Here is a 25,837-nt window from a genome sequence, read left to right as displayed (position 1 = left end):
CCGCGGGCTCTCCGGTTCCTCCACGGCCTCGGTCTCGAGTTGCTCACTCACGTCCGCACCTGCCCGGCAGACGGTGCGGCGGTATTCCGTACCCTCACACACAGCAAGGTAAAGGGTGCCGGCCCCTCGTGTCAGCCTGGCTCGCAGATCTGTGGCCACGCGAACACCCCGGCACATCCGCACGGTGAGCCCGGTCACCCGGCGCGGCCGGTTTAGGTGGCTAGGGTCGGGGAATGGCCAATCCCGTGAATCAGACAGCGGAAATCCTTCGTGCGGCGCTCGACGGTCCTTGGCGGGAGGTGCGCGAGCAGGTACGGCCGCGACTGGATGACGAGCGTCTGTTCGCGGATCCGAACCTGGACTGTCACGAGGCACGGGCGCGGGTGCTCGAACAGATGCACCTGGTCTCGAAATTCGGTATGGCCGAACTCGGATTCCGGCGCGAGCACGGCGGTACCGCCGATCCCGGCGGTGCGGTGACGGGGCTGGAGATGCTCGCCTACACCGATCTGTCGCTGTGGGTGAAGAGCGGTGTGCAGTGGGGGCTGTTCGGCGGTGCGGTGGAGAATCTGGGCACCGAACGCCACCGGGACGTGGTGACCCGGCTGATGTCGCTGGATCTGCTGGGCTGCTTCGCCATGACCGAGTCCGGGCACGGCAGCGATGTGGCCAAGCTCGAGACCACCGCCACCTACGATCCGGCGACCGAGGAATTCGTCGTGCACAGCCCGACCGAATCCTCCCGCAAGGACTACATCGGCGGCGCGGCCGAACACGCCCGGATGGCGGCGGTGTTCGCCCAGTTGATCACCGGTGGCGAGGGCAGGGGAGTGCACTGTTTCCTGGTGCCGCTGCGCGACGCCGACGGCAACGATCTGCCCGGCGTGACGACCTCGGACTGCGGGCTCAAGGGCGGCCTGCCGGGCGTCGACAACGGCCGCATCCGGTTCGACCACGTCCGCATTCCGCGCGAGAACCTGCTCAACCGGTACGCCGACGTCGCCCCGGACGGCACCTACAGCTCCGATATCGAGAATCCGAGCCGGCGCTTCTTCACCACGCTCGGCACGCTGGTACGCGGCCGGATCAGCGTCGGCGGTGCGGCCGCGGCGGCCGCGCGGGTCGCGCTGAGCATCGCGATCCGCTACGCCGAGCGGCGACGTCAGTTCGAAGACCCCGATACCGGCGAAGAGGTCGTCCTGCTGGATTACCGCAGTCATCAGCGTCGATTGCTGCCGCATGTGGCACGGGCGTTCGCGCTGTCCTTCGCGCAGAACGATCTGGTCCGCCGGATGCATCTGGTGCAGACCGGCCAGGATCTGGATCCCGGAGCCCAGCGCGCGCTGGAGAAGCGCGCGGCCGGATTCAAGGTCGCACAGACCCGCCACGCCACCCGGGCCATCCAGGAGTGCCGCGAAACATGCGGCGGCGCAGGGTATCTCACCGAGAACCGGTTGGTGACGCTCAAGGCCGATACCGACGTGTTCACCACGTTCGAGGGCGACAACGTGGTGCTCACCCAGTTGGTCGCCAAGGAGCTGCTCACCGCCTACGCCGACGAGGTGCGCGATCTGGACGCACTGGGCTGGGTGCGATTCGCCGCGACCATGGCACTGGACGTCGCGCGGGAGAGTTCCGGTGTGCGCCAACTGATTCAGCGGTTGCGGGACCGCGGCGGCGATTCGCTCGAAGACGGCGATCTGTCCCGTCGCGAGGTGCAGCTGGCGCTGTTCGCCGACCGCGAGGACTATCTGGTGCGCACCGCCGCGTACCGGCTGCGCGCCCGCGCCCAGGAGACCGGGCCGTTCGAGGCGTTCAACAATGCCCAGGACCACATCCTGATGGCCGGCGAGGCGCATATCGAGCGGTTGATACTCGAGACGTTCATCGAGGGCATCGCCGACATCGAGGACGAGCAGGCCCGCGCGCTGGCCGAGACCGTCTGCGATCTGTACGTCTACTCCACGCTGGAACAGAACCAGGCCTGGTACATCATGCACCGGTTCATGTCGGTGGAGCGGGCCAAACTCGTGCGCCGCGGCGTCAACGAACTCGTCGACCGGCTGCGCCCGCACGCGCTGACCCTGGTCGAGGCCCTGGGCGTGCCCGAGAGCACTTTGCGCGCCGCCCTGCTGGACGATGCGAGTTCGCACCAGGGGGAATGAGCCGGCGGGGTGAAACCGCCGCACGGCGACGCGGGCGGGCGCGGATAAGGTCGTGCCGTGAAACGCGTGTCCGCTCTGCCGTCCTATCGGGTCGTTCCGCTCGCGACGGTGGTGTTTCTCGGGGTCCTGATCACCGTCCTGCTGCCGCTGGCCTTTCCGGCCGGCGGCGGGCCGACCGGATTCGATCGCGTCGTGGACGACCGGATTCATTCCGCCCTCGATACGCATCACACCGTCTACACGGTCTCGGTGACGCCGAGCGACGCGCCCGTCGCACTGGCCGTACTGCTGATCGGGGTGCTCTGGTACGCGTGGCGCCGGGACTGGTGGCGCGCCGGATTCCTGCTCGTGGCACCGGAACTCGTCGTCGCGATCAACACCTACGCGCTGAAATACGTGTGGCACCGGCATCTTCACCACTACCTGGCCTACCCGAGCGGCCACACCGTGCAATTCGTCGCCATCGCAACGGCTTTCGTGCTGATCGTGCCGACGCCCCGGCTCCGGATCGGCGCGACGGTGCTCACTCTGGTACTACTGGCGTCGATCGCGATCGGCATGGTCGGTTCCGGCTACCACTATCCGACCGATATGCTCGGTGGCGCCGCCATCGCGCTCGCGTTGGTGACCGCGATGTACGCGGCGCTCCCGGGCGCGCTGCGGTGGAATCCGGAACGTGTTCAGCCCGGCCCGAACTGAATGGCCGCGGTGATCACGAACCACAGCACCCACGCCACCGCGACGAGCATTCCGACCGCGAGTAACGCCCGCATGACGCTCTGGCGCAGATCCATCTCGCCGGGCTCGTTGGGATAGAGCTGCCACGGGCTGTACCAGGGCATGGCCATCGAGGTCGGCCTGGCCGCGGCCGCTTCGGAATCGGCCATCTCCTCGCGGAAGGCCTCGGCCTGCGCCTGCTGCGGTCCGCCGCGCCACAGCGTGGTGTCCACCGTACCGCCGAAACCCTCGGCGACCAGATCCTGCGGCGACGGCAGATAGGGCAGCAGATTGAGCCCGCGAAAGGCCATCGCCACATCGTTGGCCGTCCACTGCGCACGGCCCAGCGATGCCAGGGCGTGCAGGTATTCGGCCAGATGCCGATCGCCGATCGCCACCTGGAGCCCGGGATCGCTCCACAGCTGGCGCAGCCGCACATTCGATCCCTGCGGCGGCACGACCAGCACCAGGCCTTGCACCACTCGCTGCCCGAGCCCGCGCTCGGCCAGCCAGGCCTGCAACGCGTAGGTGTGCTCCCGCGACGCGTCCAGTGGGTTGCTCCGGCCGCCCTCCAGGGTGACCAGCTGGCTGCCGACCCGCCAGGGGCCGTCCAGCGGCACTTCCAGTTCCCCGGACACCCGCTCCACGAGTGCTTCGGCCTCGATGATCACGCAGCCGGTCGGCGTCCAGACGATCGCGTCGAACTGGTGCAGCCGATTGTCGAAGAACAGGCTGCAATTGACCATGGCGACGCCGTGCGGATCACCCGGCCCCTTCCAGGTGCGCAGCCAGTCGATCAGCACCCGCTCGGCTTGCGTCCCCGCGGAACTCTGCACGCGCACGAGCATTGGCGACCCGCCCTTTCCCGTCGATACTCGTCACCGCAAAGCATAAGCGCCCGCGCGGGATCGGGGAGTTCAATTCGCCGCTGTGTCCGGTTGCGGCCGCGCGACTTCGGTGTTTTCACCCCTCCCGTGCGCCCGGTTCGCGGGCTTCGGCCGTGTACGCGGGCTCGGCCGGTCACCCGGCAGCGCACGCCTCGCCTGCGTCCGGGTGCCCGTATCGAGTTGGGAGAGTGGGAATTTCGAGCGGTTGTGGTGGACGGCACCGGCTCTTCCGGAACGCTGTGCTCGGATCGGTCGCGTATGAAGTTGGGAGAGTTCCGGTCTCGCCTCCGATGCCGTCGGCTCTCGGCAAGATGTGTTGCCCGCCCGAAGCTTTCGGTCAGGCGGTGGGCACGGCGGGCCCGGCGGGAGTGATCGGCAGCCGCAGCGCGCCCGGGGCCCACACCGGGACGGACGGCTGGATCGGGGCCACGGGGTCGATGCGCCGATACGGGCGGCCCAGGGCCGGGCGCGGATCGGGGGCGCCCTTGTTGGGCCAGAACGCCATCGCGCGTTCGGCCTGCGCGGTGATGGTGAGCGACGGATTCACGCCCAGGTTCGCCGTGACCGCGGAGCCGTCGGCGATGTGCAGGCCCGGATGCCCGAAGACGCGCTGGTACGGGTCGATCACGCCGGTGTCGGGGCTTTCGCCGATGACGCATCCGCCGATGTAGTGCGCGGTCGCCGGGATGTTGAACACATCCATCACCAGGCCGTGCACATCGCCGTCGACCTTCTCGCCGAAGCGGCGGCCGACCTCGTGCGCGATCGGGATCCAGGTCGGATTCGGCGCGCCCGTGCCTTGCCTGGTCTTGAGGCCGCCCCAGCGCCGGAACGAGGTGAGCGAGTTGTCCAGCGACTGCATGACCAGCAGGATCACCGACTTCTCCGAGGCGTGCCGGGCGTTGAGACTGCGCAGGAACACCATCGGCCGGGCGAATATGGCCAGCAGGAAGCGCAGGAACCGGAACGCGCCGCCGTCCACGATGGGGACCGACATCGGGAACAGCGCGTTCTGGCCCTTGCCGTAGTGGCAGACCTCGATGTGGGTATCCGGTTCGGGGTGGATCGACGAGGTGATCGCGATGCCCTCGGCGAAATCACGCCGGTCTCGGCTGACCACGTTCAGGATCGCCTCGGAGTTGCTGCGGGTGAGCTCGCCCAGCCGCGGGGACAACTGCGGCAGCACCTTCTCGTCGCGCATCTTGTGCAGCAACTTCTGGGTGCCGAGCGCGGCCGCGGCGAACACCACCTGCTCGGCGGTGAATGTCTTGCGCTGCTTGCGGATCCAGCGATCCGAGCGACGGGTCTCGATGGCATAGCCACCGCCGATCATCGGCCGGACCTTGCTCGCGGTGGTGAGTTCGAACACGTGCGCTCCGGCCTGTTCGGCCAGGTAGAGATAGTTGGTCGGAGTGGTGTTCTTGGCGTTGTGCGGGCAGCCGGTGAAGCAGCGCGCGCAGTGGACGCAGCCGCTGCGGCGCGGTCCGGCGCCGCCGAAGTACGGGTCGTCGACCTCGGTGCCGGGATCCTGTTCGTTGAAGAAGACACCGACATCGGTCGGGTGGAAGGTGTCCGAGACGCCAAGATCGTCGGCGATCGAGCGGATGACCTCGTCTGCCGGCGTGGTGCGCGGATTCTGGGCGACGCCGAGCATGCGCTTGGCCTGGTCGTAATAGGGCGCGAGCTCGCTGCGCCAATCGGTGATGTGCGCCCACTGCCGGTCCTCGTAGAAGTTCGGCAGCGGTTCGTAGAGGGTGTTGCCGTAGATCAGCGAACCGCCGCCCACCCCGGCGGCGGAGAACACCGCGCACTTGCCCAGCACGCTGATCCGCTGCGGACCGGTCAGGCCGAGGCGCGGAGCCCAGATCGATTTGCGCACATTCCAATTCGTGTTGGGGATGGCCTCGGCAGGCCAGCGCCGACCGGATTCCAGGACCGCCACCCGGTAGCCCTTCTCGGTCAGCCGCAGCGCGCTCACGCTGCCGCCGAACCCGGAGCCGATCACTACGACGTCGTAATCGAAGTCGGGCATGGTCTTCCTTCCGAACGAGCACATCGCATGAAACGCTTTCGGCATCATTCTCCTCACCGCCGCGCCGGCGCGGAACTCGGCCCGGAACATCTCGCGCACCCCGTCCGGCGTGCCCGAATGGCGACACCGGGCCGATTCGGGTAAGCAACAGGCTGTGACGAGCCAATCCGGTGGCGCCCCACCGGCCCCGCGGCGCGAGGACCGCGTCCTGACCCTGCCCAACGTGCTGAGCGTGCTGCGGCTGATCGGGGTGCCGGTCTTCCTCTGGCTGCTGTTGGCCGTGCGGGCGGACGGGTGGGCGTTCGCACTGCTGATCGCCAGCGGCGTCACCGATTATCTGGACGGCAAACTCGCCCGGTTGCTGGATCAGTACTCACGGCTCGGCGCACTGCTGGATCCGTTCGTGGACCGGTTGTATCTGGTGGCGACGGTGCTCGGCCTGCTGGTGCGCGGAATTCTCCCGTGGCCGTTCGTGGTCGTGCTGATCGGGCGCGATCTGATCCTCGCCGCGACCCTGCCGATCTACCGCCGCCGCCACCTCGATCCGCCCGAGGTGATCTATCTCGGCAAGGCCGCGACGTTCGCGTTGATGTCGGCGCTGCCGTGGTTGCTGGCGGGCGAGATGCACTGGCCGCTGGCAGGTTTCGGCCGCGCCTTCGGCTGGGCATTCCTGATCTGGGGCACGGCCGTCTATGTCTGGACGGGACTGCTCTACCTCGGCAAGGCCCTCGCGGTGGCCCGGACCATCCCGGCCACACCGCCTGTCGCACCCCGCGATTAGAGTGATCGCCACGCCCGTGAAAGGACGCCCCGTGAAAGGACATGAGCATTGACCGCCCTTCCCGAGGATCTGCGCTACACCGAGGAGCACGAGTGGGTCCGGCGCACGGGTCCCACGCGCGTGCTGGTCGGCATCACCGACTACGCCCAGCAGCAGCTCGGCGACATCGTGTTCGTACAGTTGCCCGCGCTGGACAGCGACGCACCGGCCGGGGACAGCATCGCGGAGGTGGAATCCACCAAGAGCGTCTCGGACATCTACTCCCCGTTGAGCGCGAAAGTCGTTGCGGTGAACGAGGTTCTGGATTCCACGCCGGAGACTCTCAACAGTGATCCGTACGGCGAGGGCTGGATGTTCGAGCTGGAGGTTTCCGACGCCGCGGCACTGGACGCAACGCTCGGTGAACTGCTCGATGCCGCAGGTTATCAAGGAGTTATCGGGGGCTGAAGTGGCCTTCACAGTTCTACCTGCACGGGATCGCCCTGGCAGGGTACGGTCAATGCCAACAGATGTGCCGGCGACCGGTGCCGGAATGTCCAAGGGCGCGACAGCCGGTCGCGCTGGGTGATGGAATCCGGAATCGGATGCTTGTACGGATAATCGGTTCGAGGAGGAGAGCAAGGGTGAGCGAGAACAAAGACCCGGGTTACGGGGAGAGCGCGGCCGAGACGACGTCGGTATTCCGCGCTGACTTCCTCAACGAGGTCGACGCGTCGCGCTCCGGTGAGCAGACCGGCGAACAGCCGGTGCAGGGTGTCGAGGGCCTGCCCGCGGGTGCTGCCCTCCTGGTGGTCAAGCGCGGCCCGAACGCCGGGTCGCGGTTCCTGTTGGATCAGCCGACCACGTCGGCGGGGCGTCATCCCGACAGCGACATCTTTCTCGACGATGTCACCGTCAGCCGGCGCCACGCGGAGTTCCGGCAGGACGACGACACCTTCCAGGTGGTGGATGTGGGCAGCTTGAACGGAACCTACGTCAATCGCGAACCGGTGGACTCCTCCGAGCTGCAGAACGGTGACGAGGTGCAGATCGGCAAGTTCCGGTTGGTCTTCCTGACCGGTCCGCGCCCCGCCGCGAGCGATGCGGCAGGCGCACTGTAGGAGCCGGTACGAGATGACAGGCGCTGCGCAGTGGACCCGCGGAGGGATGTCGATCGGCTCCGTGCTGGATCTGCTGCGTCCGGATTTCCCGGACATCACCATTTCGAAGATCCGGTTCCTCGAATCCGAGGGGCTGGTCAGCCCGGAGCGCACGCCTTCGGGTTACCGCAGGTTCTCGGTCGCGGACGTCGAGCGGCTGAGGTTCGTCCTGACCGCGCAGCGCGATCAGTACCTGCCGTTGAAGGTGATCAAGGAGCAGCTCGAGGCGATCGACAGCGGTGCCGCGACGCTCGGGGTGCGCGAGGCGCGCGCCCGGGCGGACGGGGTCGACGGGACGGGGCGTGCGCCCGAGTCCGTCCGCCCCGCCGGCGCTCTGACCCCGCCCCGGCGGCTGGGTGTCGTGCCCGGTGAGGTGACACCGGACGAACTCCGGTTCGACAGCGAAATCCGTATCACCCGTGCGGATCTGATCGAGCAGGCCGGTATCGATGAGAAATTCCTCACCGAGCTGATCCGCGCGAACCTGATCACTCCGGGCGCGGCCGGATACTTCGACACCGAGGCCGTGACGCTGGCGCGCGCGGCCAAGGCGATGAGCGAATTCGGTTTGGAAGCGCGGCATCTACGGGCCTTCAAACTGGCCGCCGATCGCGAGGCGGCGATGATCGCCCAGATCGTGGCCCCCATCGCCAAGAGCCGGGACGCCGATGCGCGCGCTCGCGCGGAGGAAACTGTCCGCGAACTTGCGGCGCTCTCGCTGACGTTGCACACCAGCCTGGTGAAGACGTCGGTGCGCGCTGCCCTCGGCGGCTGAAATCTTCGCCTAGACTCGGTGATACGGCCGGTTTCGTAGTGGCACGCTGGACGGGCCGCGAGTATGGGAGGCAGTGGCGAGTCATGACTGAAATGCGTGTGATCGGCATCCGCGTCGAGCAACCCCAGAACCAGCCCGTGCTGTTGCTCCGTGAGGTGGCCGGTGACCGGTACCTACCCATCTGGATCGGCCAGGCCGAGGCCACGGCGATCGTCCTCGAGCAGGAGGGCGTCACACCCATTCGCCCGTTGACCCACGACCTGATCAAGATCCTGATCCACGATCTGGGGCACACCCTGAAAGAGGTCCGGATCGTCGATCTCCAGGAGGGCACCTTCTACGCGGACCTGGTGTTCGAGAACGATCTGCGGATCTCGGCGCGTCCCTCGGATTCGGTAGCCATCGCGCTGCGGGTCGGTTGCCCGATCTACGCCGAGGAGCCGGTGCTCGAGGAGGCGGGGCTGGTGATGCCGGACGAGCGCGAGGACGAGGTCGAGAAGTTCAAGGAGTTCCTCGAATCGGTCTCCCCGGACGACTTCAAGGCGACCGACAGTTAGACCCCGGAATGTGCCCTCGACCTCTAGTTGAGGTCGAGAAACACGCCGCGCGCGGAGTTTGGTTCGATGCCTGTGCTGCCGAGACAATCGGGGGAGTAGCCTCGACAGTTAGGCCGTTGTTCTCTTCGGCGATGCAGTGAGGGAGTAGTCAGTGGGAGACCAACCGCAGCAGACATCTCAGGCGCGGCCCGCCCCGGCAGAACATGCGCGGTCCGCCGCGGTGGTACAGCCCGGACTGTTCCCCGACGACACGGTGCCCGACGATTTGGTTGGTTACCGGGTGCCCAGTGCGTGTCAGGTGGCCGGAATCACTTATCGGCAGTTGGACTACTGGGCCCGCACCGGCCTCGTGGTCCCGTCCATTCGCAGCGCCACCGGTTCGGGCAGCCAGCGGCTGTACTCGTTCAAGGACATCCTGGTTCTGAAGATCGTCAAGCGCCTGCTCGACGCCGGGATCTCGCTGCAGAACATTCGCATCGCGGTGGACCACCTGCGCAGCCGCGGGGTCGAGGATCTGGCGGGTATCACCCTGTTCTCCGACGGCGCGACGGTATACGAATGCGCCTCGCCCGAGGAGGTCGTCGATTTACTGCAGGGCGGGCAGGGTGTGTTCGGTATCGCGGTCAGCGGCGCGATGCGGGAGCTGACCGGCGCGATCGCGGCCTTCCCGGCCGAGCGGGCCGAGAGCCACACCGCTTCCGAGCGCCCCGAGGACGAGCTGGCGTTCCGCCGGAAGGTTCGGGAGAACCGCAAGACCGGCTGATCCGGTCCGCGCCGGTGGCGATCTCCGGGTCCGGGTTTCGATGCGGTGGTGCCGGGTAGAGCCGGATACGTCAGCGCCCAGACCGGAAGGAGTGCATGATGAGTGCCACCGATAAGGCGAAGAACAAGCTGGACGAGATGACCGGCAAAGCGAAGGAAAAGCTCGGCGAGGCCACCGGTGATCGCGATACCCGCAACGAGGGTAAAGGTGATCAGGCCAAATCCAATCTGAAGGATGCCGGCGAGAAGGTCAAGGACGCCTTCGACAACTGATCGAATGCTTTCCGATGGCCGGCCGCCCGTTCTCGGGTGGCCGGCCATCGGCGTGTATCGGGCGACGCAGCCCGACCCAGGGCGGAAACACAGGTGACACACACGTCCGACTAGACTGACGGTGCGCCGATGCCGTGCGGGAGAGTTCCGGGTACCGTCCCGGGCGCCGAAGGAGCAGCACCTCCCCGTCAATCTCTCAGGCACAAGGGACCGTGCGGGCAGTGGGCGCCTCTGGAAAGAGCTGGCCGCACACAATGCGGACCAGCCGCCCATGGGGAAAAGGTCCGCCGCGCGCGTGCCCCGAATCTCTCAGGCGCCACGACAGAGGGGGAGGGCCCGACGTTGTCGACCCGCCCCGTCGACGCCCGCCCGACCCCTGGGAGCTGCCGTGACCCGTCCCTTCGCCGACCGTCATATCGGTCCCGATTCCGCCGCCCTCGCCGATATCCTCGACGTCGCCGGCGTGCGCTCGCTGGACGAGCTGGCCGGACGCGCCGTTCCCGCCGCGATCCTGGACCCGGCCGCCGATACCGGGCTCGGTGTGCTGCCTCCGGCCGCGTCCGAGCACGAGGTGCTCGCCGAACTCGCCGAACTCGCGCACGCCAACACCGTCGCGACCTCCATGATCGGGCTCGGCTATTACGACACGCTGACCCCGCCGGTGCTGGTGCGTAATTTGATCGAGAATCCGGCCTGGTACACCGCGTACACGCCGTACCAGCCGGAGATCAGCCAGGGACGCCTGGAAGCGCTGCTGAACTTCCAGACCATGGTCTCGGACCTGACCGGTATGGAGGTGGCGAACGCGTCCATGCTGGACGAGGCGACCGCCGCCGCCGAGGCGATGACGTTGCTGCGCAGGGCGAATCGGGCGAACAAGTCCGCGCGGCTGCTGATCGACGCCGATCTGTTCCCGCAGACCCGTACCGTGCTGTACACCCGCGCCGAACCGCTGGGTATCGAGATCGTCGAGGCGGATCTGAGCAGTGACATGCCCGCGAGCCCGCCCCGGTTGCCGGACGGTGAATTCTTCGGCGTGCTGGTGCAGACCCCCGGCGCGTCCGGGCGCATCGTGGACTGGACCGCGCTGATCGAGGCCGCGCACGAGCGAGGTGCGCTGGTGGCCGCCGGCGCGGATCTGCTCGCGCTGACGTTGATCACGCCACCGGGTGAACAGGGCGCGGACGTATGTTTCGGCACCACACAGCGTTTCGGTGTGCCGCTCGGATTCGGCGGGCCGCACGCCGGTTATCTCGCGGTGCGCACCCCGCACGCGCGCCAGCTGCCGGGCCGCCTGGTCGGGGTGTCCGTCGACGCCGACGGCAGCACCGCCTACCGGCTCGCGCTGCAAACCCGTGAGCAGCACATTCGCCGGGAAAAGGCCACCTCGAACATCTGTACCGCACAGGTGCTGCTGGCGATCGTCGCGGCGATGTATGCCTCGTATCACGGTGCCGACGGATTGCGCGCGATCGCGCGCCAGGTGCACCGGCACGCCGAGGACCTGGCCGCTGGACTCGGGGAAGCCGTTGTGCACGAACGGTTCTTCGACACCGTGCTGGTGCGGGTGCCCGGCGGCGCGGAGGCCGTGGTCGGTAAGGCGCACGGGCGCGGGGTGAATCTGCGCCTGGTCGACGCGGACCACGTCTCGGTGGCGTGTGATGAGGCCACCACCGCCGAACATGTCGGTATCGTGCTCGAATCCTTCGGTGCGACAGCGGATTCGGAACGCGCGCCGCTGCCGGGTATCGAGGACCGGCGGTCGGAGTATCTGACGCATCCGGCCTTCACGCGGTATCACACCGAGACCGCGATGCTGCGCTATCTGCGCCGGCTCTCGGACAAGGATATCGCGTTGGACCGCAGCATGATTCCGCTCGGATCGTGCACGATGAAGCTCAACGCGGCCGCGGAGATGGAACCGATCACCTGGCCCGGATTCGCCCGCCTGCACCCGTACGCTCCCGTTCAGGATGTCCCCGGCATGCTGCGGGTGATCGAGGATCTGGAGGCGTGGCTCGCGGCCATCACCGGATACGACCGGGTCAGCCTGCAACCCAATGCGGGAAGTCAGGGCGAATACGCTGGGCTGCTGGCGATTCGGCGCTATCACCTCGATCGCGGCGACACCCGGCGCGACACCTGCCTCATTCCCTCCAGTGCGCACGGCACCAATGCCGCGTCGGCGGCGATGGCCGGGCTGCGCGTGGAAGTGGTGAAGTGCCGCGAGAACGGCGATATCGACCTGGACGATCTGCGTGCCAAGATCGCCGACCACGCCGATCGGCTGGCCTGCATCATGATCACCTATCCGTCCACGCACGGGGTGTACGAGCACGAGGTCGCGCAGCTGTGCGCCCTGGTGCACGATGCGGGCGGCCAGGTGTACGTCGACGGGGCGAATCTGAATGCCCTTGTCGGACTTGCCCGTCCGGGCCGCTTCGGCGGCGACGTCTCACACCTGAACCTGCACAAGACCTTCTGTATTCCGCACGGTGGCGGTGGTCCGGGCGTCGGCCCGGTGGCTGTGCGCGAACATCTGGCGAAGTACCTGCCGGGCGACCCGCTCGAAACGGGCTCACACGCGGTGTCCGCCGCCCGGTACGGCTCGGCTTCGATTCTGCCGATCACCTGGGCCTATATCCGCATGATGGGCGCGGACGGGCTGCGCCGCGCCACGCTGACCGCCATCGCCTCGGCGAATTACCTTGCGCGGCGGCTCGATTCGCATTTCCCGGTGCTCTACACGGGTGCGGACGGCGTGGTCGCGCACGAATGCATTCTGGATCTGCGCGAGATCACCAAGCGCACCGGCGTCACCGTGGACGATGTGGCGAAACGATTGGCGGACTTCGGGTTTCACGCTCCCACGATGAGTTTCCCGGTCGCGGGCACGCTGATGGTCGAGCCAACCGAGAGTGAGAATCTCGAGGAGCTGGACGCGTTCGTCGACGCGATGATCGCCATCAAGGGCGAGATCGACCAGGTCGCCGCGGGCGTGTGGCCCGTCGCGGACAGCCCGCTGCGCGGCGCCCCGCACACCGCAGCTTGTCTCGTGGGTGAATGGACCTACCCCTACAGCCGCGAAACCGCGGTCTACCCACAGGGTCTGGCCGCGGCCCGCGCCAAGATCTGGCCCTCGGTCCGCCGCATCGACGGCGCCTACGGCGACCGCAACCTGGTCTGCTCCTGCCCGCCGCTGGACGCCTATACCGACTGATCGAGCACACCCGGCGCCTCTCCGGTTCGCGGACTGCGCGGCACAGCCGGCGTCATTCGGCCGGAGAGGGCCTGGGGCACACCATGTTACAGAATTCGGTGGGGCATTTATTCCATCGGTAACCATTGCGCAATACGGCGAGCGTGAAATCTAACTGTAGCCGTTCTCCACCATTCCGGGAGTGCCCCATGTCCGTATTCGACGCCACCATCACCGAGAATATCGAGAAGTCCCTCGCCGAGATTCCACACCCCTCGCTGCCCGCCGGTTCGAATCTGTACGGCGGCACGAAGATATTCCCCGACTACCAGGCCGAGAACGGGGAGAGCTATTTCACCCTGGTGCACGGTATCGCCCACGAATCCTCGGTGGCGTTCGTGGCGGTTCTGCAGGCCACCCGTGCGCTGCGGAAGGGGTTCGAGTCGGCGATCTATTTCTACGGACCTGGTGCGCTGAATTGCCTCGCCACCCGCGGATTTCCGAAGACCGGTGATTCCGGATTCCCCGGTGAGCAGAATATCAACGACGCGTTGGCGACCTTCATCGCCGAAGGTGGCACGGTGTTCTGCTGCCGTTTCGGCCTGGCCCTGCACGGCGCCCGCGAAGAGGATCTGATCACCGGTGTCGTCCCGGCGCATCCACTGGACGTGCAGGACGCGGTCATCCACTACGCGCGCAAGGGCGCCATCATCAATTCCACCTACATGGTGTGATCCCGTATTTCTTCGGTAACGAGGTACAACATGGTCACCATCGGATCGGTTGCCGCCAACTTCACCCGGGATCTGGAACAGAATTTCGCCACCATCGCCGATTTCGTCGCGCGGGCCAGGCGTCGCGGTGTGGATTTCCTGGTCTTTCCCGAGGCCGCGATCGGCGGCTATCTGTCCAGCCTGGGCAATCACGGCGACACCGTCAAGACCACGACACGCTCACTGCCCCCGGCGATCCGGCTCGACGGCCCCGAACTCGCCCGGGTCCGCGAAATAGCCGGTGACATGATCGTCGCGATCGGTTTCTGCGAACTGGGCGAGGACGGCGAAACCCGGTACAACGCGGCGGTTCTGCTGGACGGGGAACGGATCTACGGCAGCTACCGCAAGGTGCATCAGCCGTTGGGTGAGAACATGTCCTATGCGGCTGGTGACGGCTACGGCATCTTCGATACGCCGGTCGGGCGGATCGGCTTGCAGATCTGCTACGACAAGGCATTTCCCGAAGCCGCGCGCATGATGGCGCTGGGCGGAGCGGAGATCATCGCCAGTCTGTCCGCGTGGCCGGCGGCCCGTACCGCCACCGCGGAGAACCTGCAGGACGACCGGTGGACCTACCGGTTCAATCTGTTCGATACCGCTCGGGCACTGGACAATCAGGTGTTCTGGGTGGCGTCGAATCAGTCGGGCAGCTTCGGCTCGCTGCGATACGTGGGCAATGCCAAGATCGTCGACCCGGGCGGCAACGTCCTGGACACGACCGCCCTGGACAGCGGACTGGCGGTCGCCGAGGTCGATGTCGATGGCACGTTCACGGCCATGCGGGCGGGCATGTTCCACCTGCGGGATCGTCGGCCGGACGTGTACGGGCCGCTGGTCGCCGACGACACCGCAGCCGCTGCCTGGCGGGAGATCGCGCATGCCTGAGATGACGTTCACCGTCCGGTGGCCCGAGGGCGCTCCGGTGGGCTACTACTCGCCGAGTCTGGTCGTTCACGACTTCCTCACGGCCGGAACGCAATACACCGTCGGCGACTTCGTGCACCGGTCAATCACCGCACTGGACCACGCGACCGAGCGGGTGCGGGCGAAGTTCGGGTTCGCCTGCACCTCGGCTCGGGCCACCGCGGCGCAGATCCGCTTCGCCGCAAGCGCTTTCCCGGCGGACGCGTTGGTGGAGGTCCTCACACTGGAACCGCCGCTACCCGAGCGGACGCCGTCATGACCACGGCGGCGAATCACGTTCCGGTCGTGGTAGTGGGCGCGGGGCAGGCCGGGCTGTCGGTCAGCTGGTATCTGGGCCGGGCCGGGATCGAGCATCTGGTGGTCGAATCCGGGACGCCGATGCACGCCTGGTCCGACACTCGCTGGGACAACTTCACACTCGTCACCCCGAACTGGCACTGCCGACTGCCCGGCTACCGCTACGAAGGCGGTGATCCGGACGGGTTCATGACCCGGGACGAGGTGGTGCAGTGGCTGGCCGGATGGCTGGACACCTTCGACCCACCACTGCGCACGCATACCAAGGTCGGTCGATTACGCCGTACCGCGGACGGTTTCGAGCTGACGCTGGAATCCGCGTCCGGTGTCGAGTCGCTCCGCTGCGCACAGGTGGTCGTGGCGACCGGCGGATATCCGCTGCCGATCCTGCCGCCGTTCGCCGCCGCGATCGATCCCGCTGTCGCGCAGCTGCATTCGGAGCAGTACCGCAATCCCGAGCAGTTGCCCGACGGGGCCGTGCTGGTGGTCGGCACCGGGCAATCCGGCGCGCAGATCGCCGAGGATCTGCATCTGGCGGGCCGGTCGGTGCACCTCGCCGTCGGCGGCGCACCGCGGGTGGCGCGGCGCTACCGTGGCCGCGACTGCATGACCTGGCTCGCCGACATGGGCGTGTACGACACACCCGCCCAGCAGTATCCGGGCGGTAAGGCGGCACAGGAGAAGACCAACCACTACGTCACCGGTCGCGACGGCGGCCGGGACGTGGATCTGCGCCGCTTCGCGGTCGAGGGAATGACGTTGTACGGCAGGCTCGTCGGCGGCAAGGACACCGAGCTGGCCTTCGCTCCCTCGCTGACCGCGGCACTCGATCGGGCCGATTCGGTGTACAACTCGATCTGCTCGGATATCGATCGCTATATCGAGGACGCCGGGATCGACGCGCCGCCGCCGTCTCGTTACGAGCCGGTCTGGGCCCCCGCCGCGGATCCGACCGGGCTCGATCTGGCCGCGGCGGGAGTGCGAAGCATCGTGTGGGCCATCGGTTATCGGCCCGACTACCGCTGGATCGAGGCGAGCGCATTCGATGGCGGCGGTCGTCCGATGCAGACCCGCGGCATCACCGAGGTGCCCGGATTGAGCTTCGTCGGTCTGCCCTGGATGCACACGTGGGGTTCGGGACGTTTCCTGGGCATCGACCGGGATGCGCGATACGTCGCCGAGTCCGTCGTCACCACGCTGTCCTCGGCAACGGTGCCGGATGCCCTGCCCGAGAACGGAGTTCGATTGTGAACACCCCCTCGACCCGAGTGGATCTGACGCTCATCGGCATTCGCGGCACGCCACCGGTGCACCGCACCGGAGGGGCCGGGCCGAGCGACGACGGTCACCTGCTGATCGACGGCCTGCCCGCCGCGGTGCCGCGAAATCCGGACAGCCCGTACGTCTTCGACGGCGACCGGGTGTTGTTCGACGGCACCGATACCGGCGTCGAGGTCACCGCCGTGGAGCGGCCGCGGTTCTACGATCGGACCACGGCCGCCGGCGTGCCCTACGAGAAGATCGCGAAGCTGCACGGCCGCAGCGTGCTCGCGACCACGGTGCTGCAGACCTGCATCCGATACCGGGAGGATCAGCGTTGCCGATTCTGCTCGATCGAGGCATCGCTGCGCGCCGGAGCCACCACCGCGGTCAAGCAACCCGGTGAACTCGCCGAAGTCGCCCGCGCCGCAGTCGATCTGGACGGCGTGACGCAGATGGTCATGACGACCGGCACCTCGGCGGGGGCGGATCGCGGGGCCCGTCATCTGGCCCGGTGCGTGCGGGCGGTGCGGGAGGCGGTTCCGGATCTGCCGATTCAGGTGCAGTGCGAGCCGCCCGCGGATCTGTCGGTCCTGACCGACCTGCGAGCGGCGGGGGCCGATGCCATCGGGATCCACGTCGAGTCGCTCGACGACGCGGTGCGGCGGCGGTGGATGCCGGGCAAGGCGACCGTGCCACTGGCCGAGTACCGCCGGGCCTGGAGCGAGGCGGTGCGAGTGTTCGGCCGCAACCGGGTGTCGACCTACCTGCTGGTCGGCCTCGGTGAGAATCCGGACGAATTGGTCACCGGGGCAATCGAATTGGCGGAGTCCGGGGTGTATCCCTTCGTGGTGCCGTTCCGTCCGCACGCGGGCACCCTGGCCGTCGACGTCGACCGGGCGACGGCGCCGGATCCGGCAGTGCTGGAACGGGTGACCCGCGCGGTGGCGGAGCACCTGCGGCGCATCGGAATGCGCGGATCCGCACAGCAGGCCGGCTGCGCGGCCTGCGGTGCGTGCAGCCTGCTTCAGGTGATGGGAGCCTGACATGCTCGACGGCACTTCGTATTCGGCTTCTCCGGCAGCGCCGGCCTCGGCTCTGTCGATCCTGGCGGGGGAGCCGCCCGCCCGGCGACCCGAATTCCTCGTCACCGTGGCGGACGCACGCACCCGGCGGGACCATCTGCGCCTGCGTCATCGCGAATTCGTCGAGCGGCAGAAGCTCTTCCCGCGATCGGATCTCGACGAGTTCGATGCCGACCCGCAGACGATCACCCTGGTCGCGGTGGCACCGGACGGCGTGGTGCTCGGCGGGGTCCGGCTGGTCTCGCATCGTGACCCGGCCACCGGGGCGGATATCGGCTGGTGGTCGGGGAGCAGGCTCGCGGTCGTGGACAGCCGGCACGCCCGGGGAATCGGTGCGGCACTCGTGCGTGCGGCGTGCGCGCATGTCGAATCGGCCGGTGCGCTGCGTTTCGACGCCACCGTGCAGGACCGTCACGTGGCCCTGTTCCGGCATCTGGGTTGGGACGACACCGGTCCCGGGCCGGTCGTGGGCGGCCGCGCGCATCGCCGCATGCGGTGGCCGGTGGGGCTCGTGCGACGCGCCGTCGAGGCCACCAAGGCTCCGCTCGGGACGTTGCTCACACCGTTTCTGCGGCAACCGGATGGACTGGGCCCCAAGGGGTTCCGGGGCGACGACGGTGCTCCGGTGCCGGGGACGGACGTGGTCGCGGCGTGCGATGCGATCCTGCCGTCGATGGTCGAACGTGATCCGGAGTGGGCGGGTTGGTGTTCGGTGCTGGTGAACGTCAACGATCTCACGGCGATGGGTGCGCGCCCGGTCGGTCTGCTCGATGCGGTTGCCGCACCCACCGCGGGGCAGCTGGACCGGATCGTGCGCGGTCTGGCCAGAGCCGCCGATGCCTGGGACGTGCCGGTTCTGGGCGGGCATACCCAACTCGGCGTACCGGCGGCGTTGGCGGTCACCGCGCTCGGGACGACGCCTGCGCCGGTGCGGGCGGGCGGCGGAAAGGCCGGGGACCGGGTCTCGCTGATCGCCGATCTCGGCGGCCAGTGGCGGCCGGGATACCGAGATCGGCAGTGGGACAGTACGAGTCGGCGCAGCGGCGGCGAACTGCGGGGCATGGCGGAGGTGATCGGGCGGCTGCGTCCGGCGGCGGCGAAGGATGTCAGCATGGCGGGCCTGGCCGGAACACTGGGCATGCTCGCCGAGGCGTCGGGCACCGGTGCCGAACTCGACATCGCGGCGATCCCGCGGCCCGCCGGGGCCTCGATGGGCGCGTGGCTCGGGTGCTTCCCCGGGTTCGCCATGATCGTCGCCGATCCCGAACCCGTGCACACGGTTCCGGCCCCGCTCACCGCCGCGGCGTGCGGACGGCTGACCGCGGAACCGGGTGTCCGGTTCCGCTGGCCGGACGGCACGATCACGGTGGCACTCGACTCCGGCGTGACCGGTCTCGGTGCCGCCTGACGCGGTCGGACGATCGCCCGCCGGGCCGTCGACGCTGCTGGAGGAGTGCACGACGGGGCGAAATGGTGGGGCAGGATGGTCGACGGGAGTTGGTCGGACGACGCTGCCGGACGAGGAGTGCGGATATGCCGATGGTGACACTGGGCGCGGTCGCGGGCCACTTCGGCCGCGATCTGGAACGCGGGGTGGACAAGGCGCTGGGGCTGATCGAAGCCGCTGTGCGCGACGGCGTCGACCTGCTGGTGTTCCCGGACGCGGCGCTCGGCGGATACCTCGGCGATCTGCGCAGTCCGGCGCTGGACGACCTGCCCCCGGCGCTCGATCCGAACAGTCCGCAGATAGCCGCCCTGATCGCGGCGGCCGGTCCGGTGACGGTATGCGTCGGATATGCCGAAGCGGCCGGTGACCTGCGGTACAACACCGCGGTGTGCCTGTGCGGGGACGGCGTCCTGGGCACCCACCGCAAGGTGCATCAGCCTGCCGGAGAGCATCTGGCGTATGCGGCGGGAGATGTCTTCGGCGCGTTCGACACCCCGGTCGGCCGGCTCGGGATGTTGATCGACTACGACAAGACCTTTCCGGAGTCGGCGCGGTCCCTCGCTCTCGACGGCGCGAGCGTCATCGCGGCGCTGTCGGCCTGGCCCGCCAGCGTCACCGATCGCGCGGCCCGGCTGCCCGCGGACCGTCAGTCCCGGCTGTTCGACCTGTACGACTGCGCACGAGCCGCCGAGAACCAGGTCTTCGTGGTGTCCTCGAATCAGACCGGAGTGCAGGGCCAGCTGCGGTTCCTCGGCCAGGCGAAGGTGGTCGGTCCGGGCGGTGACATTCTCGCCACCACCAGGTCCAAGGGCGGGCTGGCCGTGGCCACCGTCGACGTCGAGGCCGAGATAGTCCGGGCGCGGCGGGTTCTCGACCACCTCGCCGAGCGCCGGACCGATACGTATCTGCTCGAATCACCTTCTCGTACAAGGTGATTCACCGCTGAACCAGGAGGAGGCGTGCCGTGCGAGTGGCCCTGCTGACCTATTCGACCAAACCGCGCGGCGGTGTGGTGCACACCCTGAACCTGGCCGAGGCGCTGACCGATCTCGGTGTGGAGGTGACGGTCTGGTCGCTGGCGCGCGGCGGTGACCAGGGGTTCTTCCGCGCGGTGGACGACCGGGTGCGACTGCGGCTGGTGCCGTTCCCGGAGGTGCCGGGTGAGCAGGTCGCGGACCGGATCGTGCGCTCCATCGAGGCGCTGCGGGACAATTTCTCCGCCGCCGAGTACGACGTGGTGCACGCGCAGGACTGCATCAGTGCCAACGCGGTCGGCCGATGCGTGCGCACCATCCACCATCTCGATCACTTCACCACTCCGGTGCTGGCGCAGTGTCACGAGCGGGCGATCGCCGCACCGTATGCGCGGATCTGCGTATCGCGAGCGGTCGCGGACGAGGTGCGGGCCGGGTGGGGATTCGAGCCGACGGTGATCGCGAACGGCGTGCGGGCCGACCGGTTCGCCGCGGCCGCCGCTTCGACGCCGCGGGCCACCGCGGCCCGGCGGCGGTGGCGAGACCGCCTGGGGCCCTACGTTCTCGCCGTCGGCGGGATCGAACCACGCAAGGGCAGTATCGATCTGCTCGAGGCCTATCGGCTGCTGCGCCGGCGCCGCCCGGATCTGGCCCTGGTCTTCGCCGGCGGCGAGACCCTGTTCGACTACCGCGACTATCGCGCGGAATTCGACCGCCGCCGTGGCGAATTCGGGATCGAACCGGTAGTGCTCGGCGCCGTCGCCGACGACGATCTGCCCGCGCTGGTCGCTGCCTGCGACGTGTTCGCCTTCCCGTCCGTGCAGGAGGGATTCGGCCTGGCCGCGATGGAGGCGCTCGCCGCTCGCCGTCCCGTGGTGGCACGTGATCTACCGGTGCTTCGGGAAGTGTTCGGCGACACCGTCGGCTACGCCGTGGACGTCGCCGACCTCGCGGATCGACTGGCCGAGGCGCTGGTTGCCGATTCGGCCCGCGCCGCAACCGGATTCGCGCTCGCGGCCGCCCACACCTGGGATGTCGCGGCCCGCGCACATCTCGACTTCTATCGCACGCACGCGCTGTCCGGCGCTGCATGACCCGCCCCCGCCCGGCGTCTCGCCGGCGGATGTGCCCGGGGCGGTGTTCACCGGCGAGGACACACCGACGGTCAGGGGGTGGTGAGGGCCTTGTTGACCGCGGTGCCGAAGGACAGATCGTCGGAGGTGGTGACCTTGGTGTACGTGCCGCCGGTCTTCTGGGCGAGGGTTTGCAGCGTCGCCGCGCCCTGGCCGCCGATGACGATGACGTCGACGCGGACGTGGTGGGAGGGGTCGGCGGTGAGGTCGGCGATCAGCTGCTGTCCGGTGACCGAGGAGTTGTCGTTGGGGCCGCTGGTGATCAGCAGTACGGAATTGGTTCGGCCCGAGGCGAATCCGCTCACCGCGCTCTTGTACGCCGCCTCCAGCGCCGGATAGGCGTGGTCCGATTGGGAGCTGGTGGCGGAGATACTGCCCAGCGATTGAGCCAGTTCGGAACGATGCTGGTCGGTCAGCGGCCCGGTTTTGGAGACGATGCGATAGGGACTGCCGCCGGAATCGCCCGCATAGGTCCACACACCCACGCCGAAGTCGGCGGGCATGGTGTCCAGGGTCGACTCCACGGCTCCGACGGTGTTGTTCAGCCGCGTCATCGTGCCGTCGTTCGTGGCCATCGCCGCGGAGGTGTCGATCAGGACTGTCGACTGCACGCCGAGCACCGGGTTGGCCAGAACCGAATGGACCTGTTCGAGAACGGATTTGGCGGGAACCTGGGCGGGTTGCGGCGCAGCGGCGCCGAAGCCGGCGGCGGTGAACTGCTGCTGCTGCGCTGGGGCCCGCAGGTAGTCGGCGAACATTCCGGCGACCACCTGCTGCGTCTGATCCACCCACGATCCGGTCAGCAGTGCGGCCGGGAAATCGGCGACGGGCGCCGACCCGGCGGGACGGTATTCGGCAAGGCCGCCATTGGCTTTCAGTTGCTGTTCGGTAACCGCGACCGCGTGCACCGGTGCGGCGGCGGCATTGCCCGCAGAGGTCGCGACGGTGTTCATCGCGCTGGCGACGTCGGCGGACTGCGGTGCGTTCTGCGCCAGGCGGGAGATCGCCGAGATCACCTGCCCGGAGTGCGCGGAGTCGTCGGTCAGCGGATCCGAGCCCGAGACCGCGGCGCCGACGGCGGTGGCCGCGGCCAGGGAGCCGTCCCCGCCCGGCAGAGCCATCCGCAGCCCGCCCCAGCTGCCCAGGCCGAGTTTGCTCATCGAGGTCTGCAGCGTGGGCAGGTCGGCCCAGGAGGTCTTGGCGGTGGTGAGGGCCTGGCGCAGCTGATCCGGCACGGCCAGCACGATGGGGCTCACCGCGACGGGTTCGGGAGTGCCCTCGATCACACCCGGGATGCGCATGGACTGTACCGAGCGGGAGGAGTCCGGGATCCACAGCGCGGGCGGTGCGCCCAATTTGGTGTCCCAGGACTTCGCGGTGAATCCGGCGACCATGGCCGCCGAGGGCTGCGGGTTCACCGAGATGGTGACGCAGTGGTCGCGAACGTGGGGTTTGGTGGCGTTGAACCTGTCCGCGGCGCTGCGTACGGGCCCTGAGACGGCCGGATCGACGGTGACGGCCAGGGTCGCGGGACCCTCGACGCATTCGGCGGCGGCATTGCGGTTCTGGGCCGCGGAGTGGCGGCCGAGCCAGAACCAGCCGACGACGGCCACCGCGAATAACAGCACCGCTACCACGGAAATAACCAAACCTTTGCTGACGCCTCGTGTTCCGCCGATGCTGCGATGTGTACCCACGACGCTCAGTGTATGAGCACCCGATATGTGCCGCTTCGCGCGCCCGATGCTGGGCCCGGCGGCCGGTGACGCGGGTCACAGCCCCGGCATCCGGTGATGCCGGGGCGGCTCCTCACTCCCGGATCATCCGGCCGCGATCGTACTCGTGGCCACCCCAGACGCCGGACTGACCGGTTCGGGTGGCGAAGTCGCCGCAGGCGCGCCGGATCGGGCACCCGGCGCAGATTCCGCGCGCGTACGCGAAGTCCTGCGACGGGTAGGGGAACCACGCGTCGTGGTTCGGGTCACCCCGGCAGGCGGCGGCCTGCCAGTCCTTGGCGTCCGAGAGCGGGAACAGGTCGATCAGGGTCGGCTCCTGCACTGCGTTGGTCATGGCGAAACTCCTCGTGTGTGCTGTGTCATGTGGTGTTGGTCAGATGGGTGGTCGCGAGGCTCTTCCAGACCTGCCGCTGGGCGCGGGCCAGATCGGTGGGCGCCTTGGGCTCCCACAGCAGTCGCATGCCCGCCTCGGTGGGCGTGCGATCGGCCTTGCGGGTGTTGCAGTCCGCACACGCGGCGATCAGGTTGGACCAGGTGTTCGTGCCGCCCCGGCTGCGCGGGAGGATGTGGTCGACGGTCCGGGCCCACCCCGTGCAGTACCCGCACCGGTGCGCATCGCGGCGCAGCACGCCCGCGAGCGTGGCTCGGCTTTCGTCGTGCACCAGGACCCGATGCTCGAGGTAGACGTAGCGGCGCAGCCGAATCGTCTCCGGCAGTGCGATTTCCACGTGTTGCGAACGGATCGGGAAGCGCGGCGCGCGCTCGACGACGATTTCCGCGGCGTCGCTGATCAGCAGCACCACGGCGCGGTCCGCGCCGACCTCGGTGAGCGCCTCGTAGGAGGCGTTGAGCACCAGCACCTCGGTGTGTATCCAGTTGTCCGGGTCGATGGCCGCGCCAGCGGCAGGATGGAATGGCATGGGCGTCACCATGTTTCGTGAAAATGCGGATTTCGGGTCGGAATCGGGGAGGGCGCGGTCAGGCCACGACGGTGAGGCGGCCGAACGTGATGCCCTTGTGCGCATCACGCGACAGGCTGTTCGACAACCGTTCCCGGAACACGCAGAACTGCTGCGGGACATCGGTATTCATCGAAGGCATCGGCCACCTCCTCTCCGTATTCGCCGAAAGTCGCGCCCCGGCCGGAAACAGGCCGAGGCGGTTGTTACATCGTCCTCATGGTGACACAGCGTTACCACCGCTGTCGGGTCATTTTTTTCGCACGCGACGGTTCTGTGTGCCGCCGATTTCAACGTGCCGCGCGCCGGAACTATTCCCGCATACGTTTCCGGATCCGATCCGGTCACGGTGTCGAGAAACGCCGATTTCTCCGGCCTGGGGAGCTATACGATCGGCGGCATAATTCGCGGCGGTGGCACGGGGTTGGAAGCTGGTGCCACCGCCGTCGTTTCGGTACGCATGGATTGCGGGGTGGCTCGTGTGGGCTCGGTGTGTCGTCGTTCTGGCCGTTGTCGTCTCCTGCGGCGGTGTCGCCGCTGTCACGCGGGCACAGCCGCCCGATCCTCCTGTGATACCCACGATTCCGGTGCCGCACGGGCTCGGCATCACCGATCTGCAACAGTGGATCGATGCGGTGGTGCCGCGTCCGGAACTCACCCAGCCGACGTCGGTTCCCAAGGCCTCCGCTCAGGCTCGGTCGTCCAGTGCCGCAACGGATCCGGAGGCTCTGCGCGCCGCGGTACTGCCGTCCGACATCGGTGATCCGATGTTCGATGTGCGGCCGCCGAACCTGGCGAGCCTGGCGCCCGGTGACGTCGTGGAGACCCGCGATGTCACCGCGACGGCCGCACCGCTGCTGACGGTGCCGGTGCGCCAGGTGCTGCAGCTGAAGTTCCGCACCACCGGCGCGCACGGCGAGCCCACCTTCGCGACGGCCTCGCTGGTACTGCCCGCCGCGGCGTGGGCCGGTCCGGGGGATCGGCCGATGCTGGTGAACAATCTGGCGATCGATGGTCTGGGACGGCAGTGCACGCCGAGTTACACACTCGCGCACGGTTATTCGGCCAATACCAACAGCGCCGACTTCTTCCCGCCGCTGACGCAACTGGCCGTACTGCGCGGATACGCGGTGCTCGTTCCGGATCACGAGGGCCCGGACATGGCCTATGCCGAACCGTATGTGGCCGGGCACGCGGTACTGGACGCCATTCGCGGTGCGCGCAAGCTGTTCCCCGGCGAACTCGGTTCGGGCCGGTTCGCGATGACGGGGTACTCCGGCGGTGCGATCGCGACGCGGGCCGCGGCGGTGCTGATGTCCGAGTACGCACCGGAATTGGCGGCATCGGCGGTCGGCGCCGCGCTCGGTGGCGTGCCGGCCGACTACCGGATGCTCTCGACCACGATGAACGCCAATATCGCCACGGGCGTCTTCATGGCCGCGGTATTCGGCATCGGGCGTGAGCATCCCGAGGTCCTCGCCTCGATGAACAACCTGGCCCAGCAGGTGACGACCTCATCGCTGCGGAACGTGTGCATGAATCTGATCGAGGTGCCCGGCGTGATCACGCCGCCGATCGATATCGCCGCGAATATCGCCGATCCGCTGCACAGTGCGGTGGCGCAGAAGGTGTTCGAGGCCACCGACATCTCGGCGCGCAAATCGGCCATGCCGCTGCTGGTGTACAACGGCGCGCAGGATTTCTGGATCCCGGCCGCGGGAGCCCGCGAACTGTACCGCCAGCAGTGCGCCCTGGGCGTGACCGCGATCTACCGCGACGTCCCCGGCGAGCACTTCCTGGCGGGAGACACCGGCTGGCCCGGCTTGATCGACTGGCTGGATCAGCGGCTGCGGGCGGTGCCCGCACCGGACGAATGCTGAACTGCCGCGCGGTGTTCGGCGGACACCGCGCGGCCGTCGAGCCGCGGCGCGAAGGTGCCGTCGAGGTGACCCGAACCAC

25 protein-coding genes and 1 riboswitch are annotated in these 25,837 nt (G+C 68.2%); of the genes, 19 read left to right on the top strand and 6 right to left on the bottom strand.

The features are described from left to right. Window positions 1–245: 245 nt before the first annotated feature. Entirely contained in the window at window positions 246–2,165 is a 1,920-nt protein-coding gene (locus tag AC5WS7_RS10155) for an acyl-CoA dehydrogenase family protein (RefSeq protein WP_495954521.1), read from the top strand. A 57-nt stretch (window positions 2,166–2,222) separates the two neighbouring features. Next, on the top strand, window positions 2,223–2,864 hold the full coding sequence (locus tag AC5WS7_RS10150) for a phosphatase PAP2 family protein (RefSeq protein ID WP_495954160.1): 642 nt from the start codon (window positions 2,223–2,225) through the stop codon (window positions 2,862–2,864). Here AC5WS7_RS10150 and AC5WS7_RS10145 read toward each other — a convergent pair. Together AC5WS7_RS10145 and AC5WS7_RS10140 are read right to left on the bottom strand one after the other, a co-directional pair. Then, a complete protein-coding gene (locus tag AC5WS7_RS10145) occupies window positions 2,846–3,718 on the bottom strand; it encodes a nuclease-related domain-containing protein (protein WP_495954159.1) in 873 nt (290 codons plus the stop codon). The two genes, AC5WS7_RS10150 and AC5WS7_RS10145, sit on opposite strands and share 19 nt — an antisense overlap. A gap of 388 nt (window positions 3,719–4,106) precedes the next feature. Next, window positions 4,107–5,801 carry a GMC oxidoreductase gene (locus AC5WS7_RS10140; RefSeq protein ID WP_495954158.1) on the bottom strand — a complete coding sequence of 565 codons (1,695 nt, stop codon included), beginning with the start codon at window positions 5,799–5,801 and terminating at the stop codon, window positions 4,107–4,109. 154 nt (window positions 5,802–5,955) lie between these two features. Between AC5WS7_RS10140 and AC5WS7_RS10135 the strand changes: the two genes are divergently transcribed. The 16 genes from AC5WS7_RS10135 to AC5WS7_RS10060 all read left to right on the top strand — a co-directional run bounded on the left by AC5WS7_RS10135 (window position 5,956) and on the right by AC5WS7_RS10060 (window position 21,144). Next, a complete protein-coding gene (locus tag AC5WS7_RS10135) occupies window positions 5,956–6,582 on the top strand; it encodes a CDP-alcohol phosphatidyltransferase family protein (protein WP_495954157.1) in 627 nt (208 codons plus the stop codon). A 48-nt stretch (window positions 6,583–6,630) separates the two neighbouring features. Next, window positions 6,631–7,029: a glycine cleavage system protein GcvH gene (gene gcvH / locus AC5WS7_RS10130; protein WP_495954156.1), complete on the top strand. Its 399-nt coding sequence runs from the start codon at window positions 6,631–6,633 to the stop codon at window positions 7,027–7,029. A gap of 176 nt (window positions 7,030–7,205) precedes the next feature. Next, entirely contained in the window at window positions 7,206–7,682 is a 477-nt protein-coding gene (gene odhI, locus AC5WS7_RS10125) for an oxoglutarate dehydrogenase inhibitor Odhl (protein WP_040823302.1), read from the top strand. Between the two features lie 13 nt (window positions 7,683–7,695). After that, window positions 7,696–8,496 carry a transcriptional regulator FtsR gene (ftsR, locus tag AC5WS7_RS10120; RefSeq protein WP_495954155.1) on the top strand — a complete coding sequence of 267 codons (801 nt, stop codon included), beginning with the start codon at window positions 7,696–7,698 and terminating at the stop codon, window positions 8,494–8,496. An 83-nt stretch (window positions 8,497–8,579) separates the two neighbouring features. After that, window positions 8,580–9,053: a bifunctional nuclease family protein gene (locus AC5WS7_RS10115; protein ID WP_040823298.1), complete on the top strand. Its 474-nt coding sequence runs from the start codon at window positions 8,580–8,582 to the stop codon at window positions 9,051–9,053. A gap of 151 nt (window positions 9,054–9,204) precedes the next feature. Continuing rightward, window positions 9,205–9,816 carry a MerR family transcriptional regulator gene (locus AC5WS7_RS10110; protein ID WP_067894457.1) on the top strand — a complete coding sequence of 204 codons (612 nt, stop codon included), beginning with the start codon at window positions 9,205–9,207 and terminating at the stop codon, window positions 9,814–9,816. A gap of 98 nt (window positions 9,817–9,914) precedes the next feature. Then, window positions 9,915–10,088 carry a CsbD family protein gene (locus tag AC5WS7_RS10105; protein WP_495954154.1) on the top strand — a complete coding sequence of 58 codons (174 nt, stop codon included), beginning with the start codon at window positions 9,915–9,917 and terminating at the stop codon, window positions 10,086–10,088. Window positions 10,089–10,215: 127 nt separating this feature from the next. Next, window positions 10,216–10,311, top strand: a riboswitch (glycine riboswitch). Between the two features lie 165 nt (window positions 10,312–10,476). Continuing rightward, a complete protein-coding gene (gcvP, locus tag AC5WS7_RS10100) occupies window positions 10,477–13,308 on the top strand; it encodes an aminomethyl-transferring glycine dehydrogenase (protein WP_495954153.1) in 2,832 nt (943 codons plus the stop codon). 188 nt (window positions 13,309–13,496) lie between these two features. Next, the gene (locus tag AC5WS7_RS10095; RefSeq protein ID WP_040823293.1) at window positions 13,497–14,021 is read left to right on the top strand and encodes an MSMEG_0572/Sll0783 family nitrogen starvation response protein; all 525 of its coding nucleotides are present in this window, start codon (window positions 13,497–13,499) and stop codon (window positions 14,019–14,021) included. Between the two features lie 30 nt (window positions 14,022–14,051). Continuing rightward, window positions 14,052–14,948 (top strand): carbon-nitrogen hydrolase family protein, encoded by an 897-nt coding sequence (locus tag AC5WS7_RS10090; RefSeq protein WP_495954152.1) that lies wholly within the window; start codon window positions 14,052–14,054, stop codon window positions 14,946–14,948. After that, window positions 14,941–15,246 carry an MSMEG_0570 family nitrogen starvation response protein gene (locus AC5WS7_RS10085; protein WP_495954151.1) on the top strand — a complete coding sequence of 102 codons (306 nt, stop codon included), beginning with the start codon at window positions 14,941–14,943 and terminating at the stop codon, window positions 15,244–15,246. The genes AC5WS7_RS10090 and AC5WS7_RS10085 overlap by 8 nt, the downstream gene beginning before the upstream one ends. After that, window positions 15,243–16,535 (top strand): MSMEG_0569 family flavin-dependent oxidoreductase, encoded by a 1,293-nt coding sequence (locus tag AC5WS7_RS10080; protein ID WP_495954150.1) that lies wholly within the window; start codon window positions 15,243–15,245, stop codon window positions 16,533–16,535. Before AC5WS7_RS10085 ends, AC5WS7_RS10080 begins: the two co-directional genes overlap by 4 nt. Then, window positions 16,532–17,590 carry an MSMEG_0568 family radical SAM protein gene (locus AC5WS7_RS10075; RefSeq protein ID WP_495954149.1) on the top strand — a complete coding sequence of 353 codons (1,059 nt, stop codon included), beginning with the start codon at window positions 16,532–16,534 and terminating at the stop codon, window positions 17,588–17,590. Before AC5WS7_RS10080 ends, AC5WS7_RS10075 begins: the two co-directional genes overlap by 4 nt. 1 nt (window position 17,591) lies before the next feature. Continuing rightward, window positions 17,592–19,037: an MSMEG_0567/sll0787 family protein gene (locus AC5WS7_RS10070; protein ID WP_495954148.1), complete on the top strand. Its 1,446-nt coding sequence runs from the start codon at window positions 17,592–17,594 to the stop codon at window positions 19,035–19,037. A 125-nt stretch (window positions 19,038–19,162) separates the two neighbouring features. Next, window positions 19,163–20,011, top strand: coding sequence for a carbon-nitrogen hydrolase family protein (locus AC5WS7_RS10065; RefSeq protein ID WP_495954147.1), 849 nt, complete (start codon window positions 19,163–19,165; stop codon window positions 20,009–20,011). Between the two features lie 29 nt (window positions 20,012–20,040). Beyond that, complete coding sequence (locus tag AC5WS7_RS10060) at window positions 20,041–21,144, top strand: MSMEG_0565 family glycosyltransferase (RefSeq protein ID WP_495954146.1); 1,104 nt, start codon at window positions 20,041–20,043, stop codon at window positions 21,142–21,144. 71 nt (window positions 21,145–21,215) lie between these two features. Here the strand turns inward: AC5WS7_RS10060 and AC5WS7_RS10055 are convergent, their stop codons facing one another. The 4 genes from AC5WS7_RS10055 to AC5WS7_RS10040 all read right to left on the bottom strand — a co-directional run bounded on the left by AC5WS7_RS10055 (window position 21,216) and on the right by AC5WS7_RS10040 (window position 24,020). Next, entirely contained in the window at window positions 21,216–22,880 is a 1,665-nt protein-coding gene (locus tag AC5WS7_RS10055; RefSeq protein ID WP_495954145.1) for a VWA domain-containing protein, read from the bottom strand. A 112-nt stretch (window positions 22,881–22,992) separates the two neighbouring features. Continuing rightward, window positions 22,993–23,253, bottom strand: a complete 261-nt coding sequence (locus tag AC5WS7_RS10050; RefSeq protein WP_495954144.1) for a WhiB family transcriptional regulator — start codon at window positions 23,251–23,253, stop codon at window positions 22,993–22,995. 25 nt (window positions 23,254–23,278) lie between these two features. Beyond that, the gene (locus AC5WS7_RS10045) at window positions 23,279–23,839 is read right to left on the bottom strand and encodes an HNH endonuclease (protein ID WP_495954143.1); all 561 of its coding nucleotides are present in this window, start codon (window positions 23,837–23,839) and stop codon (window positions 23,279–23,281) included. A 58-nt stretch (window positions 23,840–23,897) separates the two neighbouring features. Continuing rightward, entirely contained in the window at window positions 23,898–24,020 is a 123-nt protein-coding gene (locus AC5WS7_RS10040; protein WP_495954142.1) for a hypothetical protein, read from the bottom strand. Window positions 24,021–24,447: 427 nt separating this feature from the next. Between AC5WS7_RS10040 and AC5WS7_RS10035 the strand changes: the two genes are divergently transcribed. Continuing rightward, window positions 24,448–25,758 (top strand): lipase family protein, encoded by a 1,311-nt coding sequence (locus AC5WS7_RS10035; RefSeq protein ID WP_495954141.1) that lies wholly within the window; start codon window positions 24,448–24,450, stop codon window positions 25,756–25,758. The last annotated feature ends 79 nt before the right edge of the window (window positions 25,759–25,837 follow it).

This window comes from Nocardia sp. PLKS1-43 (genome assembly GCF_059510335.1).
This window is presented reverse-complemented; position numbering and strand designations above follow the sequence as displayed.